Origin of the sequence: Pseudarthrobacter sp. fls2-241-R2A-168 (assembly GCF_030209335.1) — a bacterium.
In the GTDB taxonomy this organism is placed as follows: Bacteria; Actinomycetota; Actinomycetes; order Actinomycetales; family Micrococcaceae; genus Arthrobacter.
On the sequence record NZ_JARVSG010000001.1, the window covers coordinates 16,622 to 41,433 of the forward strand.

The 24,812-nt window shown below is 64.8% G+C and carries 21 protein-coding genes; 7 read left to right on the plus strand and 14 right to left on the minus strand.

Going from position 1 to position 24,812, the window contains the following annotated elements:
- Positions 1 to 155 precede the first annotated feature (155 nt).
- Entirely contained in the window at positions 156 to 1,103 is a 948-nt protein-coding gene (locus QRN11_RS00085) for a metallophosphoesterase (RefSeq protein WP_285249379.1), read from the minus strand.
- Positions 1,104 to 1,109: 6 nt separating this feature from the next.
- A complete protein-coding gene (locus QRN11_RS00090; protein WP_285249380.1) occupies positions 1,110 to 3,416 on the minus strand; it encodes a transglycosylase domain-containing protein in 2,307 nt (768 codons plus the stop codon).
- Positions 3,417 to 3,453: 37 nt separating this feature from the next.
- Between QRN11_RS00090 and sp36 the strand changes: the two genes are divergently transcribed.
- The 3 genes from sp36 to QRN11_RS00105 are packed head-to-tail and all read left to right on the plus strand — an operon-like array spanning position 3,454 to position 5,071.
- On the plus strand, positions 3,454 to 3,609 hold the full coding sequence (gene sp36 / locus QRN11_RS00095) for a Sp36 family protein (RefSeq protein ID WP_003797879.1): 156 nt from the start codon (positions 3,454 to 3,456) through the stop codon (positions 3,607 to 3,609).
- Position 3,610: 1 nt separating this feature from the next.
- Positions 3,611 to 4,144 carry a RidA family protein gene (locus tag QRN11_RS00100; protein WP_091422644.1) on the plus strand — a complete coding sequence of 178 codons (534 nt, stop codon included), beginning with the start codon at positions 3,611 to 3,613 and terminating at the stop codon, positions 4,142 to 4,144.
- Positions 4,145 to 4,159: 15 nt separating this feature from the next.
- Entirely contained in the window at positions 4,160 to 5,071 is a 912-nt protein-coding gene (locus QRN11_RS00105) for an NUDIX hydrolase (protein WP_142064923.1), read from the plus strand.
- Positions 5,072 to 5,081: 10 nt separating this feature from the next.
- Here QRN11_RS00105 and QRN11_RS00110 read toward each other — a convergent pair whose 3' ends face one another.
- Together QRN11_RS00110 and QRN11_RS00115 are read right to left on the minus strand one after the other, a co-directional pair.
- Complete coding sequence (locus QRN11_RS00110) at positions 5,082 to 5,264, minus strand: hypothetical protein (RefSeq protein WP_285249381.1); 183 nt, start codon at positions 5,262 to 5,264, stop codon at positions 5,082 to 5,084.
- Positions 5,265 to 5,805: 541 nt separating this feature from the next.
- Positions 5,806 to 6,483 (minus strand): Crp/Fnr family transcriptional regulator, encoded by a 678-nt coding sequence (locus QRN11_RS00115; RefSeq protein ID WP_091422637.1) that lies wholly within the window; start codon positions 6,481 to 6,483, stop codon positions 5,806 to 5,808.
- A gap of 184 nt (positions 6,484 to 6,667) precedes the next feature.
- Here QRN11_RS00115 and QRN11_RS00120 point away from each other — a divergent pair, with 184 nt between their 5' ends.
- Complete coding sequence (locus QRN11_RS00120; protein ID WP_285249382.1) at positions 6,668 to 7,852, plus strand: MarP family serine protease; 1,185 nt, start codon at positions 6,668 to 6,670, stop codon at positions 7,850 to 7,852.
- A gap of 48 nt (positions 7,853 to 7,900) precedes the next feature.
- Here the strand turns inward: QRN11_RS00120 and aroQ are convergent, their stop codons facing one another.
- From aroQ to QRN11_RS00145, 5 genes are all read right to left on the minus strand, one after another.
- Entirely contained in the window at positions 7,901 to 8,359 is a 459-nt protein-coding gene (gene aroQ, locus QRN11_RS00125) for a type II 3-dehydroquinate dehydratase (protein WP_142064928.1), read from the minus strand.
- Positions 8,360 to 8,524: 165 nt separating this feature from the next.
- The gene (locus QRN11_RS00130; RefSeq protein WP_285249383.1) at positions 8,525 to 10,705 is read right to left on the minus strand and encodes an alpha-galactosidase; all 2,181 of its coding nucleotides are present in this window, start codon (positions 10,703 to 10,705) and stop codon (positions 8,525 to 8,527) included.
- 151 nt (positions 10,706 to 10,856) lie between these two features.
- Positions 10,857 to 12,197, minus strand: a complete 1,341-nt coding sequence (locus QRN11_RS00135; RefSeq protein WP_285249384.1) for an ABC transporter substrate-binding protein — start codon at positions 12,195 to 12,197, stop codon at positions 10,857 to 10,859.
- Positions 12,198 to 12,239: 42 nt separating this feature from the next.
- Positions 12,240 to 13,166: a carbohydrate ABC transporter permease gene (locus QRN11_RS00140; RefSeq protein ID WP_142059646.1), complete on the minus strand. Its 927-nt coding sequence runs from the start codon at positions 13,164 to 13,166 to the stop codon at positions 12,240 to 12,242.
- Positions 13,167 to 13,176: 10 nt separating this feature from the next.
- A complete protein-coding gene (locus QRN11_RS00145) occupies positions 13,177 to 14,118 on the minus strand; it encodes a carbohydrate ABC transporter permease (RefSeq protein ID WP_142059648.1) in 942 nt (313 codons plus the stop codon).
- 211 nt (positions 14,119 to 14,329) lie between these two features.
- On the opposite strand from QRN11_RS00145, the gene QRN11_RS00150 reads away from it, so the two are divergent.
- Positions 14,330 to 15,529, plus strand: a complete 1,200-nt coding sequence (locus tag QRN11_RS00150) for a Gfo/Idh/MocA family protein (protein WP_285249385.1) — start codon at positions 14,330 to 14,332, stop codon at positions 15,527 to 15,529.
- A gap of 8 nt (positions 15,530 to 15,537) precedes the next feature.
- Positions 15,538 to 16,566 (plus strand): LacI family DNA-binding transcriptional regulator, encoded by a 1,029-nt coding sequence (locus QRN11_RS00155; protein WP_502934993.1) that lies wholly within the window; start codon positions 15,538 to 15,540, stop codon positions 16,564 to 16,566.
- A gap of 26 nt (positions 16,567 to 16,592) precedes the next feature.
- On the opposite strand, the gene QRN11_RS00160 is transcribed toward QRN11_RS00155, so the two are convergent.
- The 5 genes from QRN11_RS00160 to acs all read right to left on the minus strand — a co-directional run bounded on the left by QRN11_RS00160 (position 16,593) and on the right by acs (position 22,999).
- On the minus strand, positions 16,593 to 17,381 hold the full coding sequence (locus QRN11_RS00160) for a DeoR/GlpR family DNA-binding transcription regulator (protein ID WP_091422617.1): 789 nt from the start codon (positions 17,379 to 17,381) through the stop codon (positions 16,593 to 16,595).
- Between the two features lie 58 nt (positions 17,382 to 17,439).
- Positions 17,440 to 18,351: a carbohydrate ABC transporter permease gene (locus tag QRN11_RS00165; protein WP_285249387.1), complete on the minus strand. Its 912-nt coding sequence runs from the start codon at positions 18,349 to 18,351 to the stop codon at positions 17,440 to 17,442.
- Positions 18,348 to 19,319, minus strand: coding sequence for a carbohydrate ABC transporter permease (locus tag QRN11_RS00170; protein WP_285249388.1), 972 nt, complete (start codon positions 19,317 to 19,319; stop codon positions 18,348 to 18,350). Before QRN11_RS00170 ends, QRN11_RS00165 begins: the two co-directional genes overlap by 4 nt.
- 148 nt (positions 19,320 to 19,467) lie before the next feature.
- Positions 19,468 to 20,778, minus strand: coding sequence for an ABC transporter substrate-binding protein (locus QRN11_RS00175; RefSeq protein WP_285249389.1), 1,311 nt, complete (start codon positions 20,776 to 20,778; stop codon positions 19,468 to 19,470).
- 202 nt (positions 20,779 to 20,980) lie between these two features.
- On the minus strand, positions 20,981 to 22,999 hold the full coding sequence (acs, locus tag QRN11_RS00180; RefSeq protein ID WP_285249390.1) for an acetate--CoA ligase: 2,019 nt from the start codon (positions 22,997 to 22,999) through the stop codon (positions 20,981 to 20,983).
- Between the two features lie 394 nt (positions 23,000 to 23,393).
- Between acs and QRN11_RS00185 the strand changes: the two genes are divergently transcribed.
- Positions 23,394 to 24,800, plus strand: a complete 1,407-nt coding sequence (locus QRN11_RS00185; RefSeq protein ID WP_285249391.1) for a hypothetical protein — start codon at positions 23,394 to 23,396, stop codon at positions 24,798 to 24,800.
- Positions 24,801 to 24,812 lie beyond the last annotated feature (12 nt).

Consider the following 24,812-nt stretch of genomic DNA (forward strand, 5'->3'; position numbering starts at 1 on the left):
TGGCGTGAGACGATTCACAGGCTTCGCGCGCCGGCTTTGAAGCTTCGCCAGTTATTGCGTGCTGTAATGCAGTCCCTGGCCGGTTCCTCCGATGAGCTATCAGGTTTGGTTCCCAAAAGCGCCGGTTGGGAACCAAAAGTGATAGCTCAACGGGGTCAGCTGGGCGAGGTGAGGGTGAGCAGGACCGCTTCGGGCCTGCAGGCGATGCGGACGGGGGCGAAGCGTGAGGTGCCGATGCCGCCCGAGACGTTTACCGGCGTCGTACTTCCGTTGCTCTGCCAGTCATTCAGGCCCTTGGCGCGCCAGGTGGGGAGGTCGCAGTTGGATACCAGGGCACCGTACCCGGGTATGCACAGCTGGCCGCCATGGGTGTGTCCGGCGAGCAGGAGGTCCGCGCCGTCCTCGGTGAAGTGGTCCAGCACGCGCTGGTAGGGGGCGTGGATGACGGCGACGCGCAGGTGCGGAACCGCGTTCTGGTTTACCGTGCCGCGCGGCCAGCCGGCATATCGTTCCCGGTTCAGATGGGGATCGTCCACACCGGAGAAATCGAACCGCATCCCCTTCAGGACCACTGACTGGTGCCGGTTGGTCAGGTCGATCCAGCCGCCCATGCCGAAGCCGGAACGCAGGCGGGGCCAGTCCAGCTGGGCCGGCTTAGGCTTCACCTTGGACGGGCCGAGCAGGTAGGACGCCGGGTTTTTCAGGCTCGGGGCAAAGTAGTCGTTGGAGCCGGGGACAAACACGCCGGGGAACTCCAGGAGGGGGCGCAGCGCCTTCAGCAGCGGGTCCACTGCCTCGGCATGGCTGAGGTTGTCGCCGGTATTGACCACCAGGTCCGGTTCAAGGCCGGCAAGGGACTCCAGCCAGGCTGCCTTCTTATCCTGGCCGGGCACAAAGTGGATGTCGCTCAGATGCAGGACGCGGAACGGCGCCTGCCCGGGCGGGAGGATGTCCAGCGTCTCTTCGCGCAGGACAAACTGGTTTTTCTCCCACAGGCCGTACCCGAAGGCGGCCAGCCCGGCCGTTGCCCCGGCTCCGGCGGTGACGGCAAAGCCGCGCCCGATGGTCCGGGCGCGGCTTGCCAAAGCACTGGTTGAGACCATCGGCGGCTAGCCGTTCCCGTTTCCATTGCCGTTGCCGTTGCCGTTTTTGCTCGGCTGCGGCGCGGGCTGGGGGGCGGCCGGGGCCGTGGGCGCCTGGGTGGCCTGGGGTGTGGTGGGAGTGGTGTTGCGCGTGGTTCCGCCGCCGTTCAGCAGGTTGCTCGGCGGTGCCGGGAACGGGTTGGTGCCATAGGCAGGGGCGACCTTCGACATGAAGTTGGAGAACATCGGCCCGGCAATCATGTATCCGTCAATGCCGGGGTAGAACTTGCCGTTGACCGTGATGTTCTGGCCGGCACGGTCCTGGGCACCCAGGGCGTCACCGAACCAGGCAGCAGTGGCCAGGCCGGTGGTGTGGCCAACAACCCAGGTGGACCCGTTGTTGTTGGACGTACCGGTCTTGGCGCCGATCGGGAAGCTGGTGCGGGTTGAAATCCGGGGCTGGATCAGCGAGCCGGAGCCACGGTTGAGGACTTCCTGCAGCGCGTAGTTCACGCCGCGGGCCACCTCGGGCTTGATCGCGTCCCGGCAGCTGGTGGACTGTGCGGGCAGGTCCTTGCCCGTTCCGTCCTTTACCGAGGTGATGGCGATCGCCTCGCAGTACTTGCCGTCGTTTGCGAACGTGGCGAACGCGCTGGCCATGGTCAGCGGGGAGGTCTGCGTGGATCCGAGCAGGTTGCCCAGGGTGGACATGTTGATCTTCGGGTTCGGCTCGTCTGCGTTCGGCAGCCCGCTGTGGAGTCCGACGGCGTCAACCACCTTTTGGATGCCGCAGAAGTCCAGCTGGGCTGCTGAGGCAAACGTCACGGTGTTGATGGAGTTGTAGAGGCCTTCCAGGACCGACAGGGGCTTGTACCACTGGGGTTCGGCGTTCTGCAGGTCGTCCGCCGTGCCAAGCCCCTGGTTCTTTTGCGCCGTGCTGTAGCCGCCGGTCACCTTCCCGCAGGTGTTCCGCCACGGGAAGTTCAGCGGGTAGATGCGCTGGGCGGCGTTAACCATGGTGTTCATGGGCTTGCCCTCGTTAAGCCATTCCGCGAACGTGAACGGCTTCATGGTGGACCCGGGCTGTGCGCCGCCGAGGCCGTTGAGGTCGTTGCCGTCCTTATCCAGCTTGTCCACGTTGAAGTTCACCTGCGAGTCGAAGGACGCCTCGGCCGGCAGGAAGCTGGTGTTCTGTGCCATCGAGATGATCTTGCCCGTGTTGGGCTGCACTGAAACCATGGCGGCACCCCACTTGTCCGGGTTGGCGCCGGCGGAGGCATTGACCTGCTCCTGGGCGGTTGCCTGGGCGTTCGGGTCCAGCGTGGTGGTGATGGTAAGGCCGCCGCCGTAGATCAGGCGCTGGCGTTCTTTGAGGTCGGTGCCGTACGCGGGGTTGTTCTCCAGCAGGTGCAGGACGTAATCGCAGAAGTAGGGTGCGGTGGACGCATAGGCGCAGCCCTGGCGGGCCGGGGTCACCTTGGTTTCCACCGGAGTGGCGACGGCGGCGTCATGGTCTGCCTGGGTGATTTTGCCCTGGTTCAGCATCAGGCCCAGGACCAGGTCCCGGCGCTCTTTCGAGGCCTCCGGGTTGTTGATGGGGTCGAAGGCAGAAGGGCTGTTGACGAGGCCGGCCAGCAGCGCAGCCTGCGGAAGCGAGAGGTCCTTGGCGGAGGTGCTGAAGAAGAACCTCGAAGCAGCCTCTACCCCGTAGGCGTCACGGTTGAAGAACACGATGTTCAGGTAGCCCTCAAGGATCTGCTCCTTGCTGAACTCCTTCTCCAGGGCGATGGCCAGCTTCATTTCGCGGAGCTTGTCGCCCACGCCCTTGTTGACACCGTTGAGCTTGATCTGGTCCTCGTTGCCCTCGGCGGCGAGGTTGGCGTTGAGGACGTTATTAACGTACTGCTGGGTGATGGTGGACGCGCCCTGCTTGTTGCCGCGCGCAGTGCTGACCAGGGCACGGAGGATGCCGGTGGTGTCCACACCGCCGTGGTCATAAAAACGGCTGTCCTCGACGGCGATGACAGCTTCCTTCATGAACGGCGAAATCTGCTCCAGGGCTACCTTGGTGCGGTTTTCCGTGTAGACGTTGGCGATCTCGCTGCCGTCCGCGGCCAGGATCCTGGTGGTCTGGTTGGGCGGGTCCACCTTCAGCTCTGCCGGCAGGGTGTCGAAGAACTCGATCGAACCGCTGGCTGCGCTGCCTGAGACGGCTGCCGCGGGAACCAGCAGGCCTGCTACCAGGACACCACAAATCGCACTCACGCCAAGGAAAACGAGGATCTTTCCAAGGGTGGTGGCAGTGTCGAATAATGGGTTCTTACGAGTCGCCATGTTTTCCACTTTACCGGCAAGGACTAGTCTTTCTCTCATGACCAAATGGGAGTACGCCACGATTCCGCTCATTATCCACGCCACAAAACAGATCCTGGACCAGTGGGGAGATGACGGCTGGGAGCTCGTCCAGGTAGTCCCCGGACCCGACGGAAACGGTTTGGTTGCCTACCTGAAGAGGGAGAAGCAGTAGCATGAGCACCTCCGCAGAAGCCCAGTCCGGCACCGCCGCCGAGCCCGTTTCCGCTGTTGAGCAGCGCCTGGCGGACCTCGGACTGACCCTTCCCGAGGTTGCCGCCCCGGTGGCTGCCTATGTTCCCGCCGTGATCTCGGGCAACCACGTTTACACCTCCGGCCAGCTGCCGTTTATTAATGGCAAACTCCCAGCTACGGGCAAGGTCTCAGCGGGCACCGAAGGCTACGCCGACGAGCCCACTGTTTCGCCCGAGGACGCCCAGCAGTACGCCGCCATCTGCGCCGTGAACGCCCTGGCCGCCGTCAAAAGCGTCATTGGCGACCTTGACCGCATCACCCGGATCGTCAAGGTTGTGGGATTCGTCTCATCTGACCCGTCCTTCACGGGACAGCCCGGCGTGATCAACGGCGCTTCTGAACTGCTGGGCCGGGTCCTCGGTGACGCAGGCCAGCACGCCCGTTCCGCCGTCGGCGTTTCGGTGCTGCCGCTCGACTCTCCGGTAGAGGTCGAACTGATAGCCGAATTCAGCTAGGACCGGTCGCTTCCTTTGCCTCAGCTCGCCCGACGCCTGTTTGCACTCCCTCAAGACCTTGAAGGGGCAGCGCAGAGCTGGCTTGAACACGGCGAGCGGAGCCCTCGGGCTGCCCGCCTCGCATCATCCGTTGTCCTGCTGCGTGATTCCCCCACCGGCCTGGAAACCTGGCTGGCATACCGGCCCGGTTCCTCGCCGCTGGGGGTCCTCGCCTTCCCCGGGGGCTCACTGGACGCCGGCGACGACGACCCCGTCGGCTGGCTGGGCCCCTCACCTCAGCATTGGGCCGAGCAGATGGGAACGGACGACGTCGGGCTGGCGCGACGCCACGTGGTGGGCGCCATCCGGGAACTCTTCGAGGAGACTGGCGTGCTCCTTGCCGGCCCGGACATGGCCACCACGTTTGAAGCAACATCCTCCGCCGAATGGATGCGTGCCCGCCTCGCCGTGGCCGAGCAGGAAAAAACGTTCCCAGAGGTCCTGGGGAAACGGGGGCTGTCACTGCGGACGGACCTGCTGAAGTCCCTGGTTAACTGGCGCAGCCCCGACTTCGCCCACCGCCGGTTCGATACCCGCTACTTTGCCGCCACCGTTCCGCTGAACCAGCAGCCCACCCTGCTCGAAGGCAAGGGCGTGTGGGGGCGGTGGGTTAATGCTGCCGAGGTCATAGCGGGGCGGGATACAACTGCCCTCGGTGACGAGGTAGGCCAGGAGAACACTGTGGGCCGCACGCTCGGCGAGCTTCTGGTGCCGGGCTCCGAGATCATGCTCGAGAAGATGGCCATGGCCAACGGCTGCATCGCGTACCTCAGCTATAAGCGCAAGGCGCACGTCTACCAGCCGCAGCTCGTGGAAGAAGACGGGAAACTGCTGCTTGAGGTCGAGGCTGCCAAGACAGTGGCGGGGGATCCCCAGCGCGAACGCTGAAGCTGAAGTGCTAGATGCGCCGGAGCGTCGAATAGGGCCGGCTGGGGAGGTTCCCGGCGGTCCACGGTTTGTCCGATGGTTCCAGCGGAATCTGCCCGCGGCCGTCCCGGATCACCAGGACCACCGTGCCGACCATCGCGGCAAGGGAAGCAAGGCCCAGCAGGATCAGAACAACAACCATAGCCACGGACATCGCCATGCACCTCTAACCCCCATTTTACGCCGCTCCGGTGGTTGAGGTGGTTGGTGGGCCGTGGTTGAGTTCGCTGCGCGGCTGCCTTTCGCCGTCGCTTAGACACGCCGCATAAGGGAACCTGCGGTCGCTGGGCGACCTCCGGCTCCCGATGCGTCGCGATGCACTCCTACGCGAAAGTCGGCCGCGCAGCTCAAACGCGCCATCACCTTTCGCAGATATTGATCCGACGCGCCATCACCTTTCGCAGATATTAATCCGACGCGCCACCACGTTTCGCAGATATTAATCCGACGCGCCACCACGTTTCGCAGGTCATGTACCAAGGCTTTATCACCTCCTGCTGATGGCGGGTTGTCTGTTGGACTGCAGGAGGTGATGGGGCGATTTTAGGGGGTACACGCGAAAGGCTCGGGGTCCGGCATCCGGAAGGGTGCGTCAGAGCGACGAAGGAGCAGCACGCGGAGGATGCCGGCCTGGGGCCGGAACCGTCGGGGAATGACAAAGGCCGCCCCTTGGGGCGGCCTTTGTGCTGTGCAGACTAGCGGGAGCGCTGGCGGAGGCGCTGCATGTCCAGGATGACCACGGCGCGGGCTTCCAGGCGGAGCCAGCCGCGCTGGACGAACTCGGCGAGGGCCTTGTTGACGGTCTCACGGGATGCGCCGACCAGCTGGGCCAGCTCCTCCTGGGTGAGCTCGTGGGCCACCAGGACGCCGTCCGTGGCCGGGCGGCCAAAGCGGTCAGCCAGGTCCAGGAGTGCCTTGGCAACGCGGCCGGGTACGTCGGAGAACACCAGGTCGGAGAGGGAATCGTTGGTGCGGCGCAGACGGCGGGCGAGGGCCTGCAGGAGCTGCGCGGAAACCTCGGGGCGGGTGCGGAGCAGGTTGTTCAGGCTCTCGTTCCTGAGCCCGGCCAGGCGGGTCTCCGACACTGCGGTGGCCGTGGCCGTACGCGGGCTGGGATCGAACAGGGCCATTTCGCCGAAGAGCTCACCCGGGCCGAGGATGGCAAGGAGTGACTCCCGGCCGTCCGGGGAAGTCCGCCCAAGCTTTACCTTGCCGGAAACGATGAAGTAGAGCTGGTCGCCCTGGTCGCCCTCGCGGAAAACCGAAGCACCGCGGGAAAGGTCCACCTCGGTGAGCTCGTCCGTCAGCAGACGGAATGCGTCGTCGTCGAGCGTGGCGAAAAGTGGTGCTCGGCGCAGTACCTCGATGTCCATAAAATCTCCTGAATAAAAGTTTCGGCTGTGGCGCTTGTGCCATTGTTTCAGAATTTTCAAGGTTCTGTGACGAACTTGGCAGCCAAAACGCCCTAACGGCGGGCAGGAGGGCCGCCGGCAGCCCCCAGAAGATTGTCAGCCTGCGCCACTAGAATGAGCCTACAACTGCTTATAAGGAGCCTTAGTGGTCGGCTTGACTGTCCTGGACATCGTCCTGATCCTGGCGCTGCTGTCCTATCTGGCCTATGGCTTGCGCAACGGGTTCCTCGTCACGGTCGGCGGCATTGCCGGGTTTGCTGCCGGAGCCATCGCTGCCTTCTTCGCCGTCCCTTTGGTGAGCGGCTTCGTGGCTGATACGGGTTGGAGGCTGACCGCCATCGTGGCCGCCGCCGTCGCACTGGTGGTACTGGGCCACGGTTTGGGAACCATGATCGGCCGGCAGGTCCGCGGGGCTATGCGGATCAGGCCCCTGCGGGCTGTTGACCGCCTGGTGGGCGGCGCCGTGAACCTGGTGGTTTCGGCCCTGGTCATGTCCATGCTGGCCTTCAGCATCGGCTCCCTGGGTGTGCCGTTGGTTTCGCAGCAGCTGGCCGAATCCAAAGTGATCCGTTTCATTGACGACATCACCCCGGATCCCGTGAAAGCCACCATGGCCCAGCTGCGCTCGGAAGTGATCGGCAACGGCATCCCCACCCTGATTGAAGGCCTGGACCAGGGCCAGACCGTACCTGTGCCGGACGCCAGTACCGACACCCCCGCCCTGAACCGCGCTGCCGAATCCGTCCTGAAAATTGCCGGAACAGCGTACCAGTGCGGGCAGAACCAGACCGGCACCGGCTTCGTGGTTTCGGAGGACCGAGTGGTCACAAACGCGCATGTTGTAGCGGGCGTGTCGGAGCCGGTGGTGGAGATGTCCGACGGTGGGGCCATGCCGGGACGCGTTGTCTACTTCGATACCCGGCATGACCTCGCCGTGCTTGCCGTGGAGGACCTGCCCGTCCAGCCGCTGCCGCTGAGTGCCGACCTGCCCAGCGGCAGCCTGGCCGCGTTCGCTGGCTACCCGCACGGCGGGCCTTTCCAGTCCCGGCCCGCCACCATCCAGGACATCACCACAGTTCTGGTGCCTGACATCTACGGAGGCAACCCGTCGCCGGAGGACATCTACCGGCTGGCCGGAAATGTCCAGCCCGGCAACTCCGGCGGCCCGCTCTTGACCACGGACGGCCAAGTGGCCGGTGTGATCTTCGCGAAGGCGACCTCTGATGCCGAGATGGGCTTCGCCATCACCATGGACGACCTCAACCCGGTAGCCTCGCAGGCCGCTTCACTGAGCGCACCCGTCTCCTCAGGGCAGTGCATCCAGAAGTAAAAGCAGTAGCAGTAGCGGCAGCCGGAGAGAAGTATCGGGAAGCGGGCCTTAGAGGACTTCCGCGAGGTAGTCGATGGCCAGCTTGTAGCCGAATACCCCGGCGCCCACGATGACGGCGGAGCACACCGGCGACAGGAACGAGTGGTGCCGGAATTCCTCTCGCTGGTGCACGTTGGTGATGTGCACTTCGACTGCGGGCAGCTGGACCGCTGCGAGGGCATCGCGAAGTGCCACGGAGGTATGCGTGAAGGCGCCGGCGTTAAGGACAATTCCGACGGCGGATTCCCGGGCGGCGTGGATTGCGTCCAGCAGCACACCCTCATGGTTTGACTGCAGGCATTCGACCGCGAAGCCGTGCGCCTTTGCCGTGCGGGCTGCGAGGTCCTCCACATCAGCAAGGGTGGACGTGCCGTACTTTTCCGGTTCACGGGTTCCCAGCAGGTTCAGGTTGGGCCCGTTGATTACCAGGATGGTGCCGCGGCGCTCTGCGGTGGTGGCTTCAGTCATGGATGCAAATCTAGTGCCGCGACTGCCGGGGGCGCATTTCTTACGGTTCGCTATTGATCACCCATGGAACAACGCGGGGTCAGATAATGCCCGTCCGGATGTCCTGGATGGGCATTAACTGACCCCGCGTTGCTTTAGCTTTATTCCTGGTGATGCCCTGCCTGTCTAGAGTGCGGTGAAGCGCAGCAGCAACGCGTGCTCCGGGTTGAGGATCGGCATCGGCAGGCCCACCTCCGCCAGGAAGCGGCCGCTGGCCACGGCACCGTCGGCCAGCCAGAACGGCGGCTGGACCTGCGTGAATGTGTGGCCGTAGTCAGCGTCACCCGGGGCCGGGAAGATGGCCTCCACCCGGTAGTTGCGGTCCTGCTCCAGGCCGGGGATGGCCACCTTGCCGGGCTGCTCGGCGAACGCCGTGCGCGTGCTGACCAAGGCGAACAGGGCCGCCGTCGTGCCTGCCTCCGGCGACGCGGCAGCGACGGTGCCGTGCAGCATCAGCGACTCGTCCGGAACGTCCGCGCGGACCATCCGGCCGCTGTGGATGAGGCCGCGGTGCTCCTTGTACAGGCCGATGAACCGCTTGAGTTCCTCCCGCTCGGCACCCGTGACCTGCCGGACGTCCCACTCCATCCCGAAATGGCCAAAGAGGGCCGTGATGGCGCGGAAGGACAGGTCATGGGTGCGGGCAGTAGTGTGTGACGTGGTGGGCCCGATGTGCCCGCCCACCAGCTCCGGCGGTACCACCAGCCCGGTCCACCGCTGGATGCTCTGGCGTTCCAGGGCATCGTTGCAGTCCGAGGCCCAGATCCGGTCCGTCCGCTCCAGGATCCCCAGGTCCACGCGTGCGCCGCCCGAGGAGCAGCTTTCAATTTCGACGCCGGGGTGCGCCTTCTTGAGCTCGTCGAACAGCCGGTAGGCGGCCAGGGTCTGTTCGTGGACCGATGCGCGTCCGGCATGTCCGTGTTCCAGCAGGTCCCGGTTCTGGTCCCACTTCAGGTAGCTGATCCTGTTGTCACGCAACAGGGCATCGATGCGGTCGAAGATGTACTGCCAGGCGTCAGGGTTGACGAGGTCGATCACGTGCTGGTTGCGCCACTCCAGGGGCAGCCGGCCGCCGTCCTTGTGGGACAGGGCTGCCGGGCCCACAATCCATTCCGGGTGGGCGCGGGCAATGTCCGAGTTGAGGTTGACCATTTCCGGCTCCACCCACAGGCCGAATTCCATGCCGCGCGACGTGACGGCGTCGATCAGCGGGGTCAGTCCGTCCGGCCAGAGGGTCTCGTCAACGTACCAGTCGCCGAGCCCGGCGTGGTCGTCCCGGCGGCCGCGGAACCAGCCGTCGTCGAGCACAAATCGTTCAACGCCGAGGTCCGCAGCGGAATCAGCCAGCTCGATCAGGGCGGACAGGTTGTGGTCGAAGTAGACGGCTTCCCAGGTGTTCAGCACCACCGGACGTGGTTTGCCGCCGCCTGCCGCGGGCAGCACGTGGTGGGGGCGGGACCGGAACCAGCTGTAGAAGGCCTCGCTGATGCCGTCCAGTCCGCGGTCCGAGTAGGCGGCGAACAGGGCGGGCGTGGTGTAGCTGCCCTGCGGCTGCAGGATGACTTCGGCCGGTCCGAGGAGTTCGGAACCGCCGATCATGGTGCGGCCGTCGCCGATGGTGTCGGTGAACTGTTCGTGGTTGCCGCTCCACGCCAGGTGGGTGGCCCAGACCTTGCCGTGGCGGTTGCCGAAACCCGGGGTGCCGGCGGCGAGCACCAGGGAGGAGTCATGACCCGTGCGGCCGTGCCGGCCGGTCCGTACCCAGGTGCCCTGCTGGATGGCCCGGCGCTGCGGGTGGTTTTCCCGGCACCAGCGGCCGGTCAGGTCGAGGAGTTCGACGGCGTCCGGGGCCACCGGGAGGACGGTGGCCAGTTCGTCCAGCTGGTAAGGGGTGGTGCCGTCATTGGTGACCATGTGCCGCAGTTCCAGCAGGCCGCCGTCGTGCAGTGCCAGGGTGGACTCCACGCTGAGGCCTGCCTCGGGGTCGGCCTGGGTGATGACCGCCGTGCTGCCCTCGGCATGTGCTGCCACGGTGCGAAGGCGCGGGGAGAAGTCGAGTCCGGAAACGCCGTCGGCCGTGCGGTGCCCGCGCAGGCCCGGGCGGCCGCGCCAGCTGGAGGAGGCCTGGGGCAGGAGGCCGGCGGGAACCGTGGCGTCGATGGCGGAGGGGGGAACGGGCTCGCCGAGGATGGCGAGGTCCGGCAGGGGGCTGCCAAGGTCAGCACCCCAATGGATGATCTCGGCCTCCCCGCTGTTGAAACTGATCACCAGGCTGGTGCCGGCGGAACGGAGGTGGAGGGGGTCCATAGGATCTCTTTCAGTGTTCAAGGGGTGCGCCTTAAGTTACGCACGTCAGGAAAGCAAGGGGAAGGGGTGGCCGGATGCCGCCGCCGCGAGGAGGGGAACGGCGGCATCCGGCGCAGTGGTTGCGACCACATACGCAACCACGTTTGGGGGCCTACTTGAACAGGGCGTTGACCTGTTCGTTGGCCTGGGTGAGGGAGCTTGCGGGCGCCTTGCCGGAGACCACTGCGTCCATGGCGGGCTCCATGATGCCCTTGACCTTGGCGGTGTTGTCCGTGATGGGGTACAGGAACGTGGTCTTGTTTTTGACGTGCTCGGTGAAGGCTGAGACGTCCACGCCCTTGGCGGCGAACGCTTCAGCGGCCTTGTCCGAGGATGCCTTGAGCGCCGGGAAGACAACCGCCTTGGAGGCTACAACGTCCTGGCAGTCGGCCGAGGCGAGGTATTCCACCCACTTGATGGAGGCATCCTTTTTCTTGGTACCGGCCCAGATGGAGTCCGCCAGGCCGTTGAACATCGAGGCACGCTCGCCCTGCGGGCCCACAGGGGTGGGGGCGATGCCCACTTCGATGCCCTTGTAGCCGGTGTACTGCCCGATCATCCACGAACCATGGGCGTTGATGGCAGACTTGCCTGCCGCGAACGTGTCTGCCATGGCTGCGCCCACAGTGGTTTCCAGCTTGGGCATGTAACCCTTCTCAGCCAGGCCGGCGAACCATTCCATGCTTTCCTGGAACTTGGGGTCGTCGTAGTTGTAGTGGGTGCCCCACGGGTTCTTGTCCGTGTGGGACCAGCCGGTGGTGTTGGTGAGATAGCTCCACTCGGTCTGCCCGGAGGAGTCGCCGCCGCCGTTCAGGCCCAGCCCGTAAACGGCAACGTTGTTCTTGTCGAAGCCGGGCTCGTCGCCGCGTTTGCCGCTCTTGTCCACGGTGAGGTGGGCAACAACCCTTTCGTACGTGCCGCCGTCCTCCGGGTTCCAGGTGAGGTTCTTCATCTGGTCCTCGGTGACGCCGGCGCCGGCCAGCATGGCCTTGTTGTAGAACAGGCCGATGGTGTCCCAGTCCTTGGGCAGGCCGTAGCGCTTGCCGTCCTGGCCCACCCACAGATCGGCGAGGCCTTCGTTGTAGCCCGTCAGGTCGATGTTGTCCTTCTTGACGGCGTCGTCGATGGCCAGCAGTTGCTTGTTTTCGGCCAGTTCGCCGTAGCGGCCCAGGTGGTTGGTAAACACGTCCGGTGCCGTGCCGCCCACGAAGCCGTTGGTGAGGGTGCTCCAGTAATCGTCCCAGCCGCGCTGGGTGATCTTGACCTTGATGTCCGGGTTGGCCTTGGTGAAGTCGTCAGCGCACTGCTGGTAGGCCGGGAGCTGGTTCGCGTCCCAGAGCCAGTAGCTGATCTCGCCCTTGGAGGACTCAGCCGAGGAGGCTGATCCGCTGCAGGCGGACAGGGACAGTGCCACAGCTGCGGCGACGGCGACGGCGCCGAGGGTTTTCTTCATGGTTCTACTTTCCGTTCAGAGGTGGGATGGGTGGCGTGGTGGTTACTTGATGCCGGAGAAGCCGATGGAATTGACGATCTTCTTGCCGAAGGCGGCGAAGAGGATCAGCACCGGCAGGGCCGAGATGAGCGTCGCGGCCATGAGGCCGGACCAGTCCGGTGCACCCTGCGGCGACTGGGACTTGAAGACGCCCAGGCCAACCTGGAGCACACGGACGTCGTCCTGGGAACCGACCAGCAGGGGCCAGAAGTATTCGTTCCACTGGCCGATGAAGGTGAGCAGGGCAAGGGTGGCGATGGGGGCTGCGGCGTTGGGCAGGACGATCTGGAAGAAGATGCGAAGGTGCTTGGCGCCGTCGAGCATGGCCGCCTCCTCCACCTCGCGGGACATATTCAGGAAGAACTGGCGCAGGAAGAAGATGGCGAAGGGGGTCATGAAGATGTAGGGCAGTACCATGCCGAGCATCGTGTTGAGCAGGTCCAGGTTCTTGATCAGCAGGAAGTTGGGCAGGGCGGTGAAGATCGGCGGGACCAGCATGGTGCCGAGGAAGAGGCTGAAGACGGCGTTCCGGCCCTTCCAGCGCAGCCGGGCAAAGGCATAGGCGGCCATTGCGCTGAAGAAGACTGCGCCCGCAGTGGTGATGGAGGAGAAGACTATCGAGTTCCGCAGGTAGAGCCAGAAGTCGATCTGCGCCCCGGAGCCGCCTTCCGCCACGGCATCCGCCGCTGACTGGAGCCCGAAGACCCGCTTGAAGGCGCCGAAGCTGAACTCCGCCGGCAGCAGGCTGGCGGCGTTGGTGGCAAGGGCGTTGTTGGTGGACAGTGCCGTGCGCAGGACCCAGAGGAAGGGAAGCACGGAGACGGCGATCGCGAGGACCAGCAGGGCCCAGGCGGCGGCGCGGCGGGGGTTGAAAGGACGACGGCGGCGGGTTGCGGCCGGCAGCTGGGCGCGGCTTGCTGTGGTGGTCATGGAGGACTCCTTAGTCCAGGTCCGACTCGTTGCCCTTGAGGAACTTCATTTGGATGAAGGCCACCAGGGCGAGGATGAGGAAGAGAATGACGGCGATGGCGGATCCGTAGCCGAAGTCCGACTCGGTGAAGGCACGCTGGTAGATGTAGTACTGGATGACGCGGGTGGCGTTGACCGGGCCGCCTGCGGTGGTCACGGCAACGGTGTCGAAGACCTGGAAGGAACCGATCACCGTCACCACCAGCACCAGCACCAGGACCGGACGCAGCAGGGGAATGGTGATCTTGCGGAAGGTCTGGAAGGCTGACGCCCCGTCCAGTTTCGCCACCTCGTACACGTGGCCCGGGATGGACTGCAGGCCGGCGAAGATCAGCAGCGCTGTGTAACCCATGTGCCGCCAGGTGTTGATCACGGCCTGGGTGGGAATGGCCCACTCCTCGCTGCCGAAGAACGCCACCCGGGGGAGTCCGGCCCATTCGATGAACTGGTTCACCACGCCGATCTGGTAGTCGAGCATCCAGAACCACAGCAGTGCGGCGATGACGTTGGACATCAGGTACGGCATCAGCAGGGCGCCGCGGATGATGGTGGATTTGGCCACCTGGTGCATAAGGAGCGCCAGGCCCAGTGCCAGTGCGGTTTGCAGGACGATGTTCAGGAAAACGTACTGGCCAGTGACGGCGAGGGAGTTCCAGAAGAGGGGGTCCTTGGCGATGGCCGTGTAATTGTCCACCCCTACCCATTCCGGGTCTCCGAGGATGTTGTACTCCGTGAAGCTTAGGTACACGCCGCGGATGGTGGGGACAACGTAGAAGACGATGAACCCGATCATTGCCGGGGCGATGAAAAGCAGTGCGATCTTGAGGTCCCCGAACCGGCGGAGGCCGCCGTAGGGCTTGGGTTTGTCCGGGGCAGGCGAAACAGGTGCTGAGTGTTTGGCAAGGGTGGTCATCTTCGACCCTTTCCTGACTGTGACGGGGGTAACAACTTGAAGAGCAATCTACACGAGTAGATACCCGGGCCGCAAGGATTACTTTTAATGCTGTTTCTTGCGGGATTAGTTCACCTGCTGGCTTATTGACTCGAGTAGAAGCAGGTGCAACACTGGCTTCCTGATGGAGGGCGCCTGCCTCGGCGCCCCCGCAACCAGGGAAAGGCAGACAATGACGTTTTCGATCGGCGTACTCGGCGCGGGACAGTTCGGCGGGCAGTTCGCACACCTTTTCAACCTCCACCCCGGGGTCAGCGAGGTGTATGTGGTGGACGAGCGGCCCGAGCGCGCCGCCGAGGCCCGGGAGCGCTACCACCTCGCAGGGTCCAAGGGGAGTTTCGAGGAACTGCTCGCTTCCGACGTTGACGCGGTTGCGATCTTCACGCAGCGCTGGACCCACGGCCCGCTGGTGGAGCAGGCATTGCGCGCCGGCAAGCATGTGTACTCGGCCGTCCCCATGGCCATCTCGGAAGATGAGATTGCGCGCATCATTGACGCCGTCCGCGACACCGGACTGGTGTACATGATGGGGGAGACCAGCTATTACAACCCGGCGACTGTATATGCGCGGGAGCAGCATGCAGCAGGGCGGTTCGGCCGGATCTTCTACTCCGAGGGCGACTATGTCCACGACATGGACCTGGGCTTTTACGACGCCTACCAGTACAGCGGCGGCGACCGCTGGAAGGAAACTGCAAGCTACCCGCCGATGCTCTACCCCACCCACGCCATCGGGGGTGTGCTCGGCGCCGTCCCGGCGCACGCCGTCAGCGTCAGCTGTGTAGGTGTCCGGGATGACCGGAACGACGGCGTGTTCGACCAGGCCGTCAGCATGTTCGGCAACGACTTCTCCAACGCCACGGCGCTCTTTGAACTGAACGACGGCGGCGTGATGCGCACCAATGAAATGCGCCGCGTGGGCTATCCGTCCCACATCCGGGAGTCCCGGTTCCGGTTCTTCGGCACTGAGGCAAGCTTCGAGCAGCTGGCTAAGGTCACCGTCTGGCAGGACAAAATGAACGTCCATGACATTTCGGAGCAGGTGGAAACGCGGCCCAGCATGTCCCTGGATGATCCTTCGCTGGCCAACGTGGCCCCTGAACTCCGGGACGCTTTTGTGTCCGGCCTCGCCCCCGTCCACAACGCGGAGCGGCTGCCTGAAGAGTTCCGCGGTGCACCCAACGGGCATGAAGGCAGCCACCACTTCCTGGTGGATGACTTTGTGACCGCCGTGAACCAGGGCACGCTTCCGCCGGTCAACGCCTGGGTGGCGGCCCGCTTCACCCTGCCCGGAATCGTGGCCCACCAGTCGGCCCAGCAAAACGGCGCGCGGCTGCCCATCCGCGACTTCGGCGACGCCCCGGGCCACTGATAGCTAGCATGTACTCCATGACCACTTCGGCAGTGCCGGCCCCGCGCGGACCGGTGACGCGCAAGGACGTTGCGCGCTTCGCGGGCGTCAGCACCGCCGTCGTGAGTTATGTAGTCAATGGGGGGCCCAAAAAAGTGGCGCCCGCAACGGAAGCCAAAGTGCAGGACGCCATCCGCCGGCTGGGATACCGCCCGAATGCTGCCGCCCGCGCCCTGAAGCTGGGGTCCAGCGAAACGATAGGGCTGGTCATCCCGGACAACAGCAACTCTTTCTTTTCGCTGCTGGCCCATGCCGTGGAAGATGCCGCCGCCGAACTGGGCTACGCCCTGTTGCTGACCAACTCGGACGGAAACCTTGCCAAGGAACTCCGGAACCTCCGAAATCTTGCGGCACGCCAGGTGGACGGGGTGATCCTTTCCAGTGTTCTGATGGAACCTGCCCTGCCGGAACTTGAATCTGCGGAGATTCCTGTTGTCCTGCTGAACCACAGTGCTGACGCTCCGGGATTCGACAGCGTGGGCGTTGACCTGGTGGCCGGGGCGAAAACGGCCGTGGAACATCTGATCGGCCACGGGCATACCAATATCGCCCTGGCCATGGGAACCAACACGGGCAACCACTATGACGGCCGTGAAGAGGGCTGGCTCCAGGCCCTTGCCGCGGCCGGCCTGTCCGAAGGTCCCATTGTCCGCACCCCGTTCACGCGGGAGGGCGGCTATGCCGCCGGGAAACGCCTCCTGGCCGCAGCAAGCCGTCCCACCGCTATCTTCGCCACCTCGGACCTGCAGGCGGTGGGGATCCTTCGGGCGCTGCATGAAGCGGGATTGTCAATCCCCGGGGACATTGCCCTGGCTTCCTTCGACGGCTCGGCCGAGGCGGAGTACAGCTGGCCTCCGCTCACCACGGTGAAACAGCCGGCAAAAGCCATGGCGGAGGCCGCCGTCAGTGCCCTCATCGGCGCGCACCGCCACCACGAATCCGAACACCTCATTTTCCCTGCCGAACTGCAGGTCCGGCAGTCCTGCGGCTGCTCGTAGCATGGCCGCTCCTAGCCTGGCCGCTCCTAGGCTGCGGCCAGCCGCAGCCTGCCTACCCTCTCCTGCAGGACACGTTGTGCTTCGGAACCAAGTCCGGGATCGCTGATCACCTCGTCCACTTCCTCCAGTGCCGCAATGGAACTGATGCCCAGCACCCCCCACTTGGTGTGGTCCGCAAGCACCACGGTCTTCCTTGCGGCGGCCACAAAGGCGCGGTTCGTTTCGGCTTCGAGCAGGTTGGGGGTGGTGAAGCCCGCCATCGCATCCATGCCATGGACACCCAGGAACAGCAGGTCCAGGTGCAGCTGCTTCAGGGCGCTGGTGGCGATAGGGCCCACCAGCGCATCCGACGGCGTGCGCTGGCCCCCGATCAGGATCACCGTGGAGCTGTAGCGGGCCGGGCCGGTTGACGCAGCATGGTGGAACAGGTCGGCGATGCGCACCGAGTTGGTGACCACCGTGATCTGGGGTCCATTGACCAGTTCCTTGGCCAGTGCCCAGGTGGTGGTCCCGGCGCTGAGGCCAACGGCCATACCCTCCTGGACCAGGGCCGCGGCTTCGACGGCGATGGCACGCTTCTCCGCCGTCAGCTGCGTGGACTTCAGTTCAAAGCCGGGTTCGTGCGTGCTGGCATCGCCAGGAAGCTTGGCTCCGCCGTGGATCCGCTCCAGCTTGCCGCCTTCCTCCAGCAGCTCGATGTCCCGGCGGACCGTCATCAGTGAGACACCCAATTGCTGGGCGAGGTCCGAGACACGGACCACCCGTTCGCGCTGGACGGCGTCCACGATGGCCTGGTGGCGTGCTGCGGGGAGCATGGGGTTCCTTTCGTGCTGCGGGAGGGGGAGCGCTGTTCCCGTCAAAGTCCATCATGGTCTACCCCTTGCTTGAACCAAGAGTCAGGCCCGCAACAAACTGCCGCTGCAGCAGCAGGTAGATCACCAGCGTGGGAATCACCGTGATGACGGCCCCTGCGGCCAGGAGGTTGTAGTTGCTCAGGAACTCGCCCTGGAGGTTGTTGATGGCCGTGGTGATGGGTAGCCGGTTGCCGCTCTGGATGAAGATCAGGGGCCAGAAGTAGTCGTTGTAGATGAAGATGACCTGGAGGGTACCCAGTGCCGCAAAAGCGGGCCTGCAGAGCGGCATGATGATCTCCCGGTACTGCCGCCAGATGCCAGCGCCGTCCACCAGGGCTGCCTCGGTGAGGTCCGCCGAGAGCGCCTTCATGTAGTTGGACAGTACAAAGGTGCAGAACCCCATCTGGAACGCGGTATTGACCGCGATCACAATGATGTAGGTGTTCAGCATGTTGCCGGAATCGCTGAACGAGTACGGCACCTCGAAGTGCTTGGCCATCTCGAACAGCGGTGCGGCCAGGACCTGCGGGGGGAGCAGGTTGCCCGCGGTGAACATGATGAGCAGGGTGACGTTGAACTTCCAGCTGACGCGGCTCACCGCGAACGCCATGAGCGACGCCAGGAACAGGGTCAGGAGCACCGCCGGGACGGTGAGGATGATGGAATTCAAGAAGTATGTGGCGAACCCGCCCTGGGTCCAGGCCTGGACGAAGTTGTCGAAGTTGAAGTCACCGGCAAGGCTGAAGTAGCCATGTTCGTTCGTTGATGCCACCGGCCGGAGGGCCGTGAAGAGGGACCAGCCCAGCGGAACCAGCCACATCACCGCCATGACCGTGAGGAAAATGTGGGTTCCATAATGGCGCTTGGGCCTGCTGCCGGACCGCAGCGCCGCGGAATCAATGGTGCCCGGGCGTGCTGTGGTGGTGCTCATGCTTTGTTCTCCTTGCCGAAGGTGCGGCTGAGGTAGAAGACGATGGGGACGAGGGAAATGACCAGCAGCACCACTGCCAGGGCGGAGCCGACGCCGATCACCTGGCCTTCGCCCACCAGGTTCTGGATCACCAGGGCGCTGAGCATTTCCAGGCCGTTGGTGCCGCGGTTAATGACGTACACCACGTCAAAGGCCCGCAGTGATTCGATGATGGTGATCACCACAATGACGATGTTGATAGGACGCATGGCGGGAAAGACCACGCGGAAGAAGGTCTGCACCGCGCTGGCCCCGTCGATGGCCGCGGCTTCCTTCAGGCTCGGGTCTACGCCCTTCAGCCCTGCCAGGTACAGGAGCATGACGTAGCCGGCATGCCGCCAGGTGGCAGCGATCATGGCTGCCCAGATGTTCACTGAGGAGTCCCCGAACCAGTCAACGGCCTGCGGTGTCCCCGCGGTGCCCAGCAGGAAGTTCAAAAGGCCGTTGTCGCGCTGGTAGAAGAGCTGCCAGATGATGCCGATCAGGGCCAGTGAAAGCATCACGGGCGCGAAGAAGATGCTCTGGTAGATCTTGCTGCCGCGGATGTTCTGGTCCAGCAGGACAGCGAGCAGCAGGCCCAGCGGTGTGGCAATCAGGGCCAGGAACAGGAGCCACAGCAGGTTGTGCTGCACGGCCGGCCAGAAGGGCGGATAGTCCTGGGTGATGTATTGGTAGTTTCCGGTGCCGGCAGGGCGGATGTCGGCCAGGTCCAGGCCGTTCCAGCTCGTGAAGCTCAGCCCCACGGACATCAGGGTGGGCAGCCAGACCAGGATCAATTCGATCAGGGTGGGGATCCCCACCATCAGTGCCAGGACCACTTTGTCCCGCCCGGCAAGGCGGCGGACCCGCCCGCCCCGGGTCCGGCGGATGCGGCCGCCCCCGGGTTCCCGCGCTTCGGGCGGGATCAGTTCTTGTGCTGTACTGCTCATGGAAGTCTTCCTTGGTTGGTGCGGACGCTGGAAGGGAACGACGACGGCGCGGGCCTGCGCCGCCGTCGTCGTTCCCTTCCCGGCTGGTCGCCAGTGGGGCGGCCCGGGCAGGGCTGGAAGATCAGCCCTGGGACTACTGCGCTGGGAACTACTGCGCGGCGTAGAGCGTCTTGGCCTGGGCCTCGAGGTTTTTGACGTCCATCTTGCCGTCCTTGATGAAGCTCTGCAGGGCCGGGATCATCACGTTGTTGGCCATGGCGGGCAGTGCATCGCGGTCGAAGAACTGGCTGATGTACTTCGCGTCCGCGATGGTATCCGCACATTTCTTGTTGAGCGGGCTGAACTTGGAGGTGTCCGTCCCCTTGGCGGTGGCGATGTTGGACGCGTCCACGGCGGCATAGGCATTCTGCGCCTCGGCGGTCCCGAGGAAGGCCATGAAGTCCCGCGCCGTCTTGTTTTCCCCGCCCTTCTTGGACAGCAGGAGGCCGTCGATGGGGGCTTCGACGGCGTCGCGGCCTTCCATTGCGATCTCCGGAAACGCGAAGAAATCGATGTCTGCCAGCACCGCAGGGTCCGTAAATTGCTGGGTGACAAAGGAGCCGAGCAGGTACATCCCGGTCTTTTTCGCCTCCAGCGCCTTGGCGGCGTCCTGCCAGGTCTGGCCGAGGGCCGCCGGATCCTGGAAGGGTAGCAGGGCGGACCAGGTGTCAAAGACCGCGTTGACCTTTTGCTGGTCCCAGGATTCCTTGTGCGAGCAGAGGTCCACATGGAACTGGTAGCCGTTGAGCCGCATGTTGATGTAGTCGAACGTGCCCATGGCCGGCCAGCCGTCCTTGTCGGCGAAGCCGATGGGGATGATGCCGTCCGCCTGCATCTTTGCGGCAAGGGTCTTGAGGGCGTCGAAGGTTTCCGGCACCTCGTAGCCCTTCTCGGCCCAGAGGCTCTTCCGGTAGAAGAAGCCCCACGGGTAGTTGTAGTTGGGGACGAAGTACATCTTGCCGTCCGGACCCGTGGAAGCCTTCTTCAGGGCATCGGAGTAGTTACCGCCGATGGTTTCCCAGACATCATCGATCGGTGCGAGGAGGCCCTTGCCGGCGTAGTACTGCATCCGGTAGCCGGCAAACCAGGTGAAGGTATCGTCCGGAGAGCCCTGCAGGTAGGAATTGATCTTGTTCTGGAAATCGTTGTGGGGCACCACGTTCGTGGTGACTTTCTTGCCGGTCTTGGCCGTGAAAGCGTCAGTGACGGCCTGGTAGGCCCGCTTGGGGACGTCGTCGGAGGAACCGGACCCGAAGGTCAGGCCGGGGGAGTCGGAGCCCGAGGCGGACGGGGCGCTTCCGCCGGTACAGGCCGCGAGGAACGGGATGCCGGCCAGGCCTGCCGCGCCTGCGCCAACGGTCTTGAGGATGCTCCGCCTGCTCGGAAATGCAGTTGCAGACGCATCAAACTGTGAAGCCATGTTCTCTCCCTTGAAAAATAGCCGCATGTGAGACACCTCACATGCCTCGACTATAACCTCGCAAAACAGAACATGGAAGAACGGGAAATAACATTTTGGATATCGATTATTTTGAATCGTCACAAAACACGAGGCCCCGATTTCCCTGATTGACAGGGAAACCGGGGCCATTCTGCAGCTTCTTGGGGATGCTAAGCCACTGTTACTTTCTGAGCGACTGCGCGATCTGCTGCATGATGGTGGGATCCGAGAGAGTGGTGGCGTCTCCCGGGTCACGGCCTTCTGCGACGTCCTTGAGCAGGCGGCGCATGATCTTGCCGGAGCGGGTCTTGGGCAGTTCGGGGACCACCAGGATGTTCTTCGGTTTGGCGATGGGGCCGATTTCCTTGCCCACGTGGTTCCGGAGTTCCTGGACGATGTCATCTCCGGAATCCACCGCGTCGCCACGGAGGATAACGAACGCGACGACGGCCTGGCCGGTGGTTTCGTCCGAGGCCCCGACCACGGCGGCTTCGGCCACCGCGGGGTGGGATACCAGGGCGGATTCGATTTCGGTGGTGGAGAGCCGGTGGCCGGAGACGTTCATCACGTCATCCACCCGGCCCAGGAGCCAGATGTCGCCGTCCTCGTCCTTCTTGGCGCCGTCGCCGGCGAAGTACATGTTCTCGAAGCGGGACCAGTAGGTGTCCTTGTACCGTTCGGGGTCGCCCCAGATGCCGCGGAGCATGGCGGGCCAGGGTTCGCGGATCACCAGGAAGCCGCCGTGGCCGTTGGGGACGGATTCGCCCGTATCGTCCACCACGTCCACCGCGATGCCGGGCAGCGGCACCTGGGCGGAGCCGGGCTTGGCTGCGGTGACTCCCGGGAGCGGGGCGATCATCTGGGCGCCGGTTTCGGTCTGCCACCAGGTGTCCACGATGGGGGTTTTGTCCCCGCCGATGACCTTCCGGTACCACATCCAGGCTTCGGGGTTGATGGGTTCGCCGACGGAACCGAGGACGCGCAGGGAGGACAGATCGTACTTGTCCGGGATCTCCCGGCCCCACTTCATAAACGTCCGGATCGCGGTGGGGGCGGTGTAGAGGATGGAGACCTTGTACTTCTCCACGATTTCCCACCAGCGGCCCTGGTGCGGGGAGTCCGGGGTGCCTTCGTACATGACCTGGGTGGCGCCGTTGATGAGCGGGGCGTAGGTCACGTAGGAGTGGCCGGTGACCCAGCCGACGTCGGCCGTGCACCAGTACACGTCCGTCTCCGGGTGCAGGTCGAACACTGCCTTGTGGGTATAGGCGTTCTGGGTGAGGTACCCGCCGGTGGTGTGCAGGATGCCCTTGGGCTTGCCGGTGGTGCCGGAGGTGTAGAGGATGAACAGCGGGTGCTCGGAATCATGGCCCACCGCGGTGTGCTCGGCGGAAGCCGCCTCCACGGTGTCTGCCCACCAGTGGTCCCGGCCCTCGGTCCAGTCCACGTCCTGGCCGTTGCGCTTGACCACCACAACGTTCTGCACGCTGTGGCCATCGTTCGCGAGGGCCTCATCCACGGCGCTCTTGAGGGCGCTGGGCTTGCCGCGGCGGTACGTGCCGTCGGCGGTGACCACCAGCTTGGCCTCGGCATCCTCGATCCTGGAGCGCAGCGCGTCAGCCGAGAAACCGCCGAACACCACCGAGTGCACGGCGCCGATCCGGGCGCAGGCCAGGAGCGTGATCACGGCCTCGGGGATCATCGGCAGGTACACGGCCACGCGGTCACCCTTGACCACGCCGAGGGATTCGAACGCGTTTGCGGCCTTCTTCACCTCGTCGGTCAGCTGCGCGTACGTGTAGGTGCGGGTATCTCCGGGTTCGCCTTCGAAGTAGATGGCCACCCGGTCGCCCCGGCCGGCCTCCACATGCCGGTCAAGCGCGTTGTAGGCTGCGTTGACCTCTCCGCCCACGAACCACTTGGCGAACGGCGGGTTGGACCAGTCCAGCGCCTCGTCAAAATCCTTGCTCCAGGTCAGCAGCTCACGCGCCTGCTTCGCCCAGAACGCCGGCCGGTCGGCGGCGGCCTCCTCGTATTCCGAAGCCTTGACCACGGCGTCAGCGGCGAACTCGGGAGTGGGCGGAAACGTCCGGGTCTCGTGCAGCAGGTTTTCAAAGGCATCGCCCTGCTGGCCGGCCTGCCCGCCTTGTCCGGAGCCGGCGGCAGCGGTGGCCGTGGAGCTTGAAGTGTCCTGGGACATGTGAACCTCATCATTCATCGATCTTTGCTGCGGGGCATCCGCCTCCGGCCGGGCTCCGCCGCCTGCACGACGCCGGGCACCGGCTGGTCACGGATTTTCCGCAAAGAGCTGTTCCGGAATCAAGACTAATGCTTGCCAGTGGCGCATGTGTGCGCTGTCACAAACGGACCCGCGAACGGCATTTATTAAGCGGTGAGTGGACGCGAGGGGCCACTGAACCGGCCGCGCCCAGCTAGTGATCACTGAGGCTGTTGACTAGGCTGAGATTGAATTGTGACTTCACTTCGGTGCCTCCCATCCGGCCGCGCAAGCGTCCGGGGCAGGAGGGAGCCGCTGTACGACGGCACGGTTTCGGGGCCACTTGGCCCGGTGCCGCCACGCTAAGGAGAACAGAATGAACCAGCAGATCTTCGGCCAGAAAACAGGCCCTGACGCCGAGGCGGGTTCCGGCAGTTCCGCTGCCCCGGCCGCCGGGGCAGGCAAGCCGGCCACGTCCGAAGGCAAGGGCGCCAACGCCCACCAGGCAGTGCTCGGTCCGTTCACCATCCGGGACCTGGCCGTGTTTGCCGCCACGCTCATTTTGTTCGTCGCATCCCTGCTGCCCATCTTCGGCGGCCGCTACAACCTCTGGAACCTGAACAACCTCTTCTTCCTGGGCCTGGGTATTGTCCTGCCCCTGGTGGTGAGCGCACTCTTCGCCGCGCGCAGGCTGGCCCCCGGCACAAAAATCAGGATCGGATCGCTGTCCATCGACCAGTTCGCTTCCGTCGTCGCGTCCTTCGCGGTCGCCTTCTTCTTCCTGACCGTTGCCGTCGCCTATGTGCCCTCCTTGCTGGTGGCCCTGATCGGCGCCCTGGTCCTGTTTGCCGCAACGGTCCTGGGCCGCTTCATTCCCTATGTCTCACCCGACTTCCAGGGCCGCGTGGAAGTCCCCGCGCATGTGGTGGCACGGGAAGCAGCCGTTCCCGTCCAGAAACCGCGCGCGCCCAAAAAGCCCAAGGTGGAGTCCACTGCTTCCAAGCCTGCCTCCGGCGGAGGACTGTTCAGCGGTGCCGGTGCAGGATCCTCCGCGGTCCAGCCCCATGCCACGCAGCACCACGCCCCCGCCACGGCGGCGGTTCCCACTGCCGGCGTGGCCGCTTCCGGGACGCCTGCCACGGGCCCGGCACCTGTTTCCACTGCCCCCGAAGCATCCGACGCCCGCCCGGCAGGTGACCCGGGGCCCGCAACCCAGGCGTCCGACGTCGTCCGTCCCGCTTCGGCGCAGCCGGCAACCCAGGCGTCCGGCGTCGTCAGCCCTGCGTCAGCTCCTTCCGCGGAGGAGACGCAGCTGGCGGACCTCCCCGCCGCCGGTGGTGCGGCTGCGGGTGCTGCCGCTGGTTCCGGAGCTTCGCCGGCCGCTGCGCAGCGTACTGCCGGCAACCACGACGGCGGCCCGGCAGCTTCCGCTGCCGCTGCCCCTTCCGCTGCTGCTGCCCCTTCCGCCGCTCAGGGCTCCTGGGAGCCGCCGGCCGCTACGGCCGTCCACCCGCAGGTCCGGGCGGACAATCCGATCGGGGCAACAGTTGATCCCGCAAGCCGGCCTGAGGAAGCGGACGAACAGCCCATCCATGAAGCGTTCTGGTTCGCCGTGGCACAGCACCGCACCGCCTTTGATCCGCGCACCGGCGCTCCCGCATTCGTGATCGAGCCCGGCGGCTGGGTGCTGGCACTGGAGGACCGCGGACACGAATTCCTGGTCCAGCACACCGACGGGCGGCTGGGCGTGCTGCGCGACCTCAGCAATATCGAGCGCGGCTAGCCGATGGGCTCG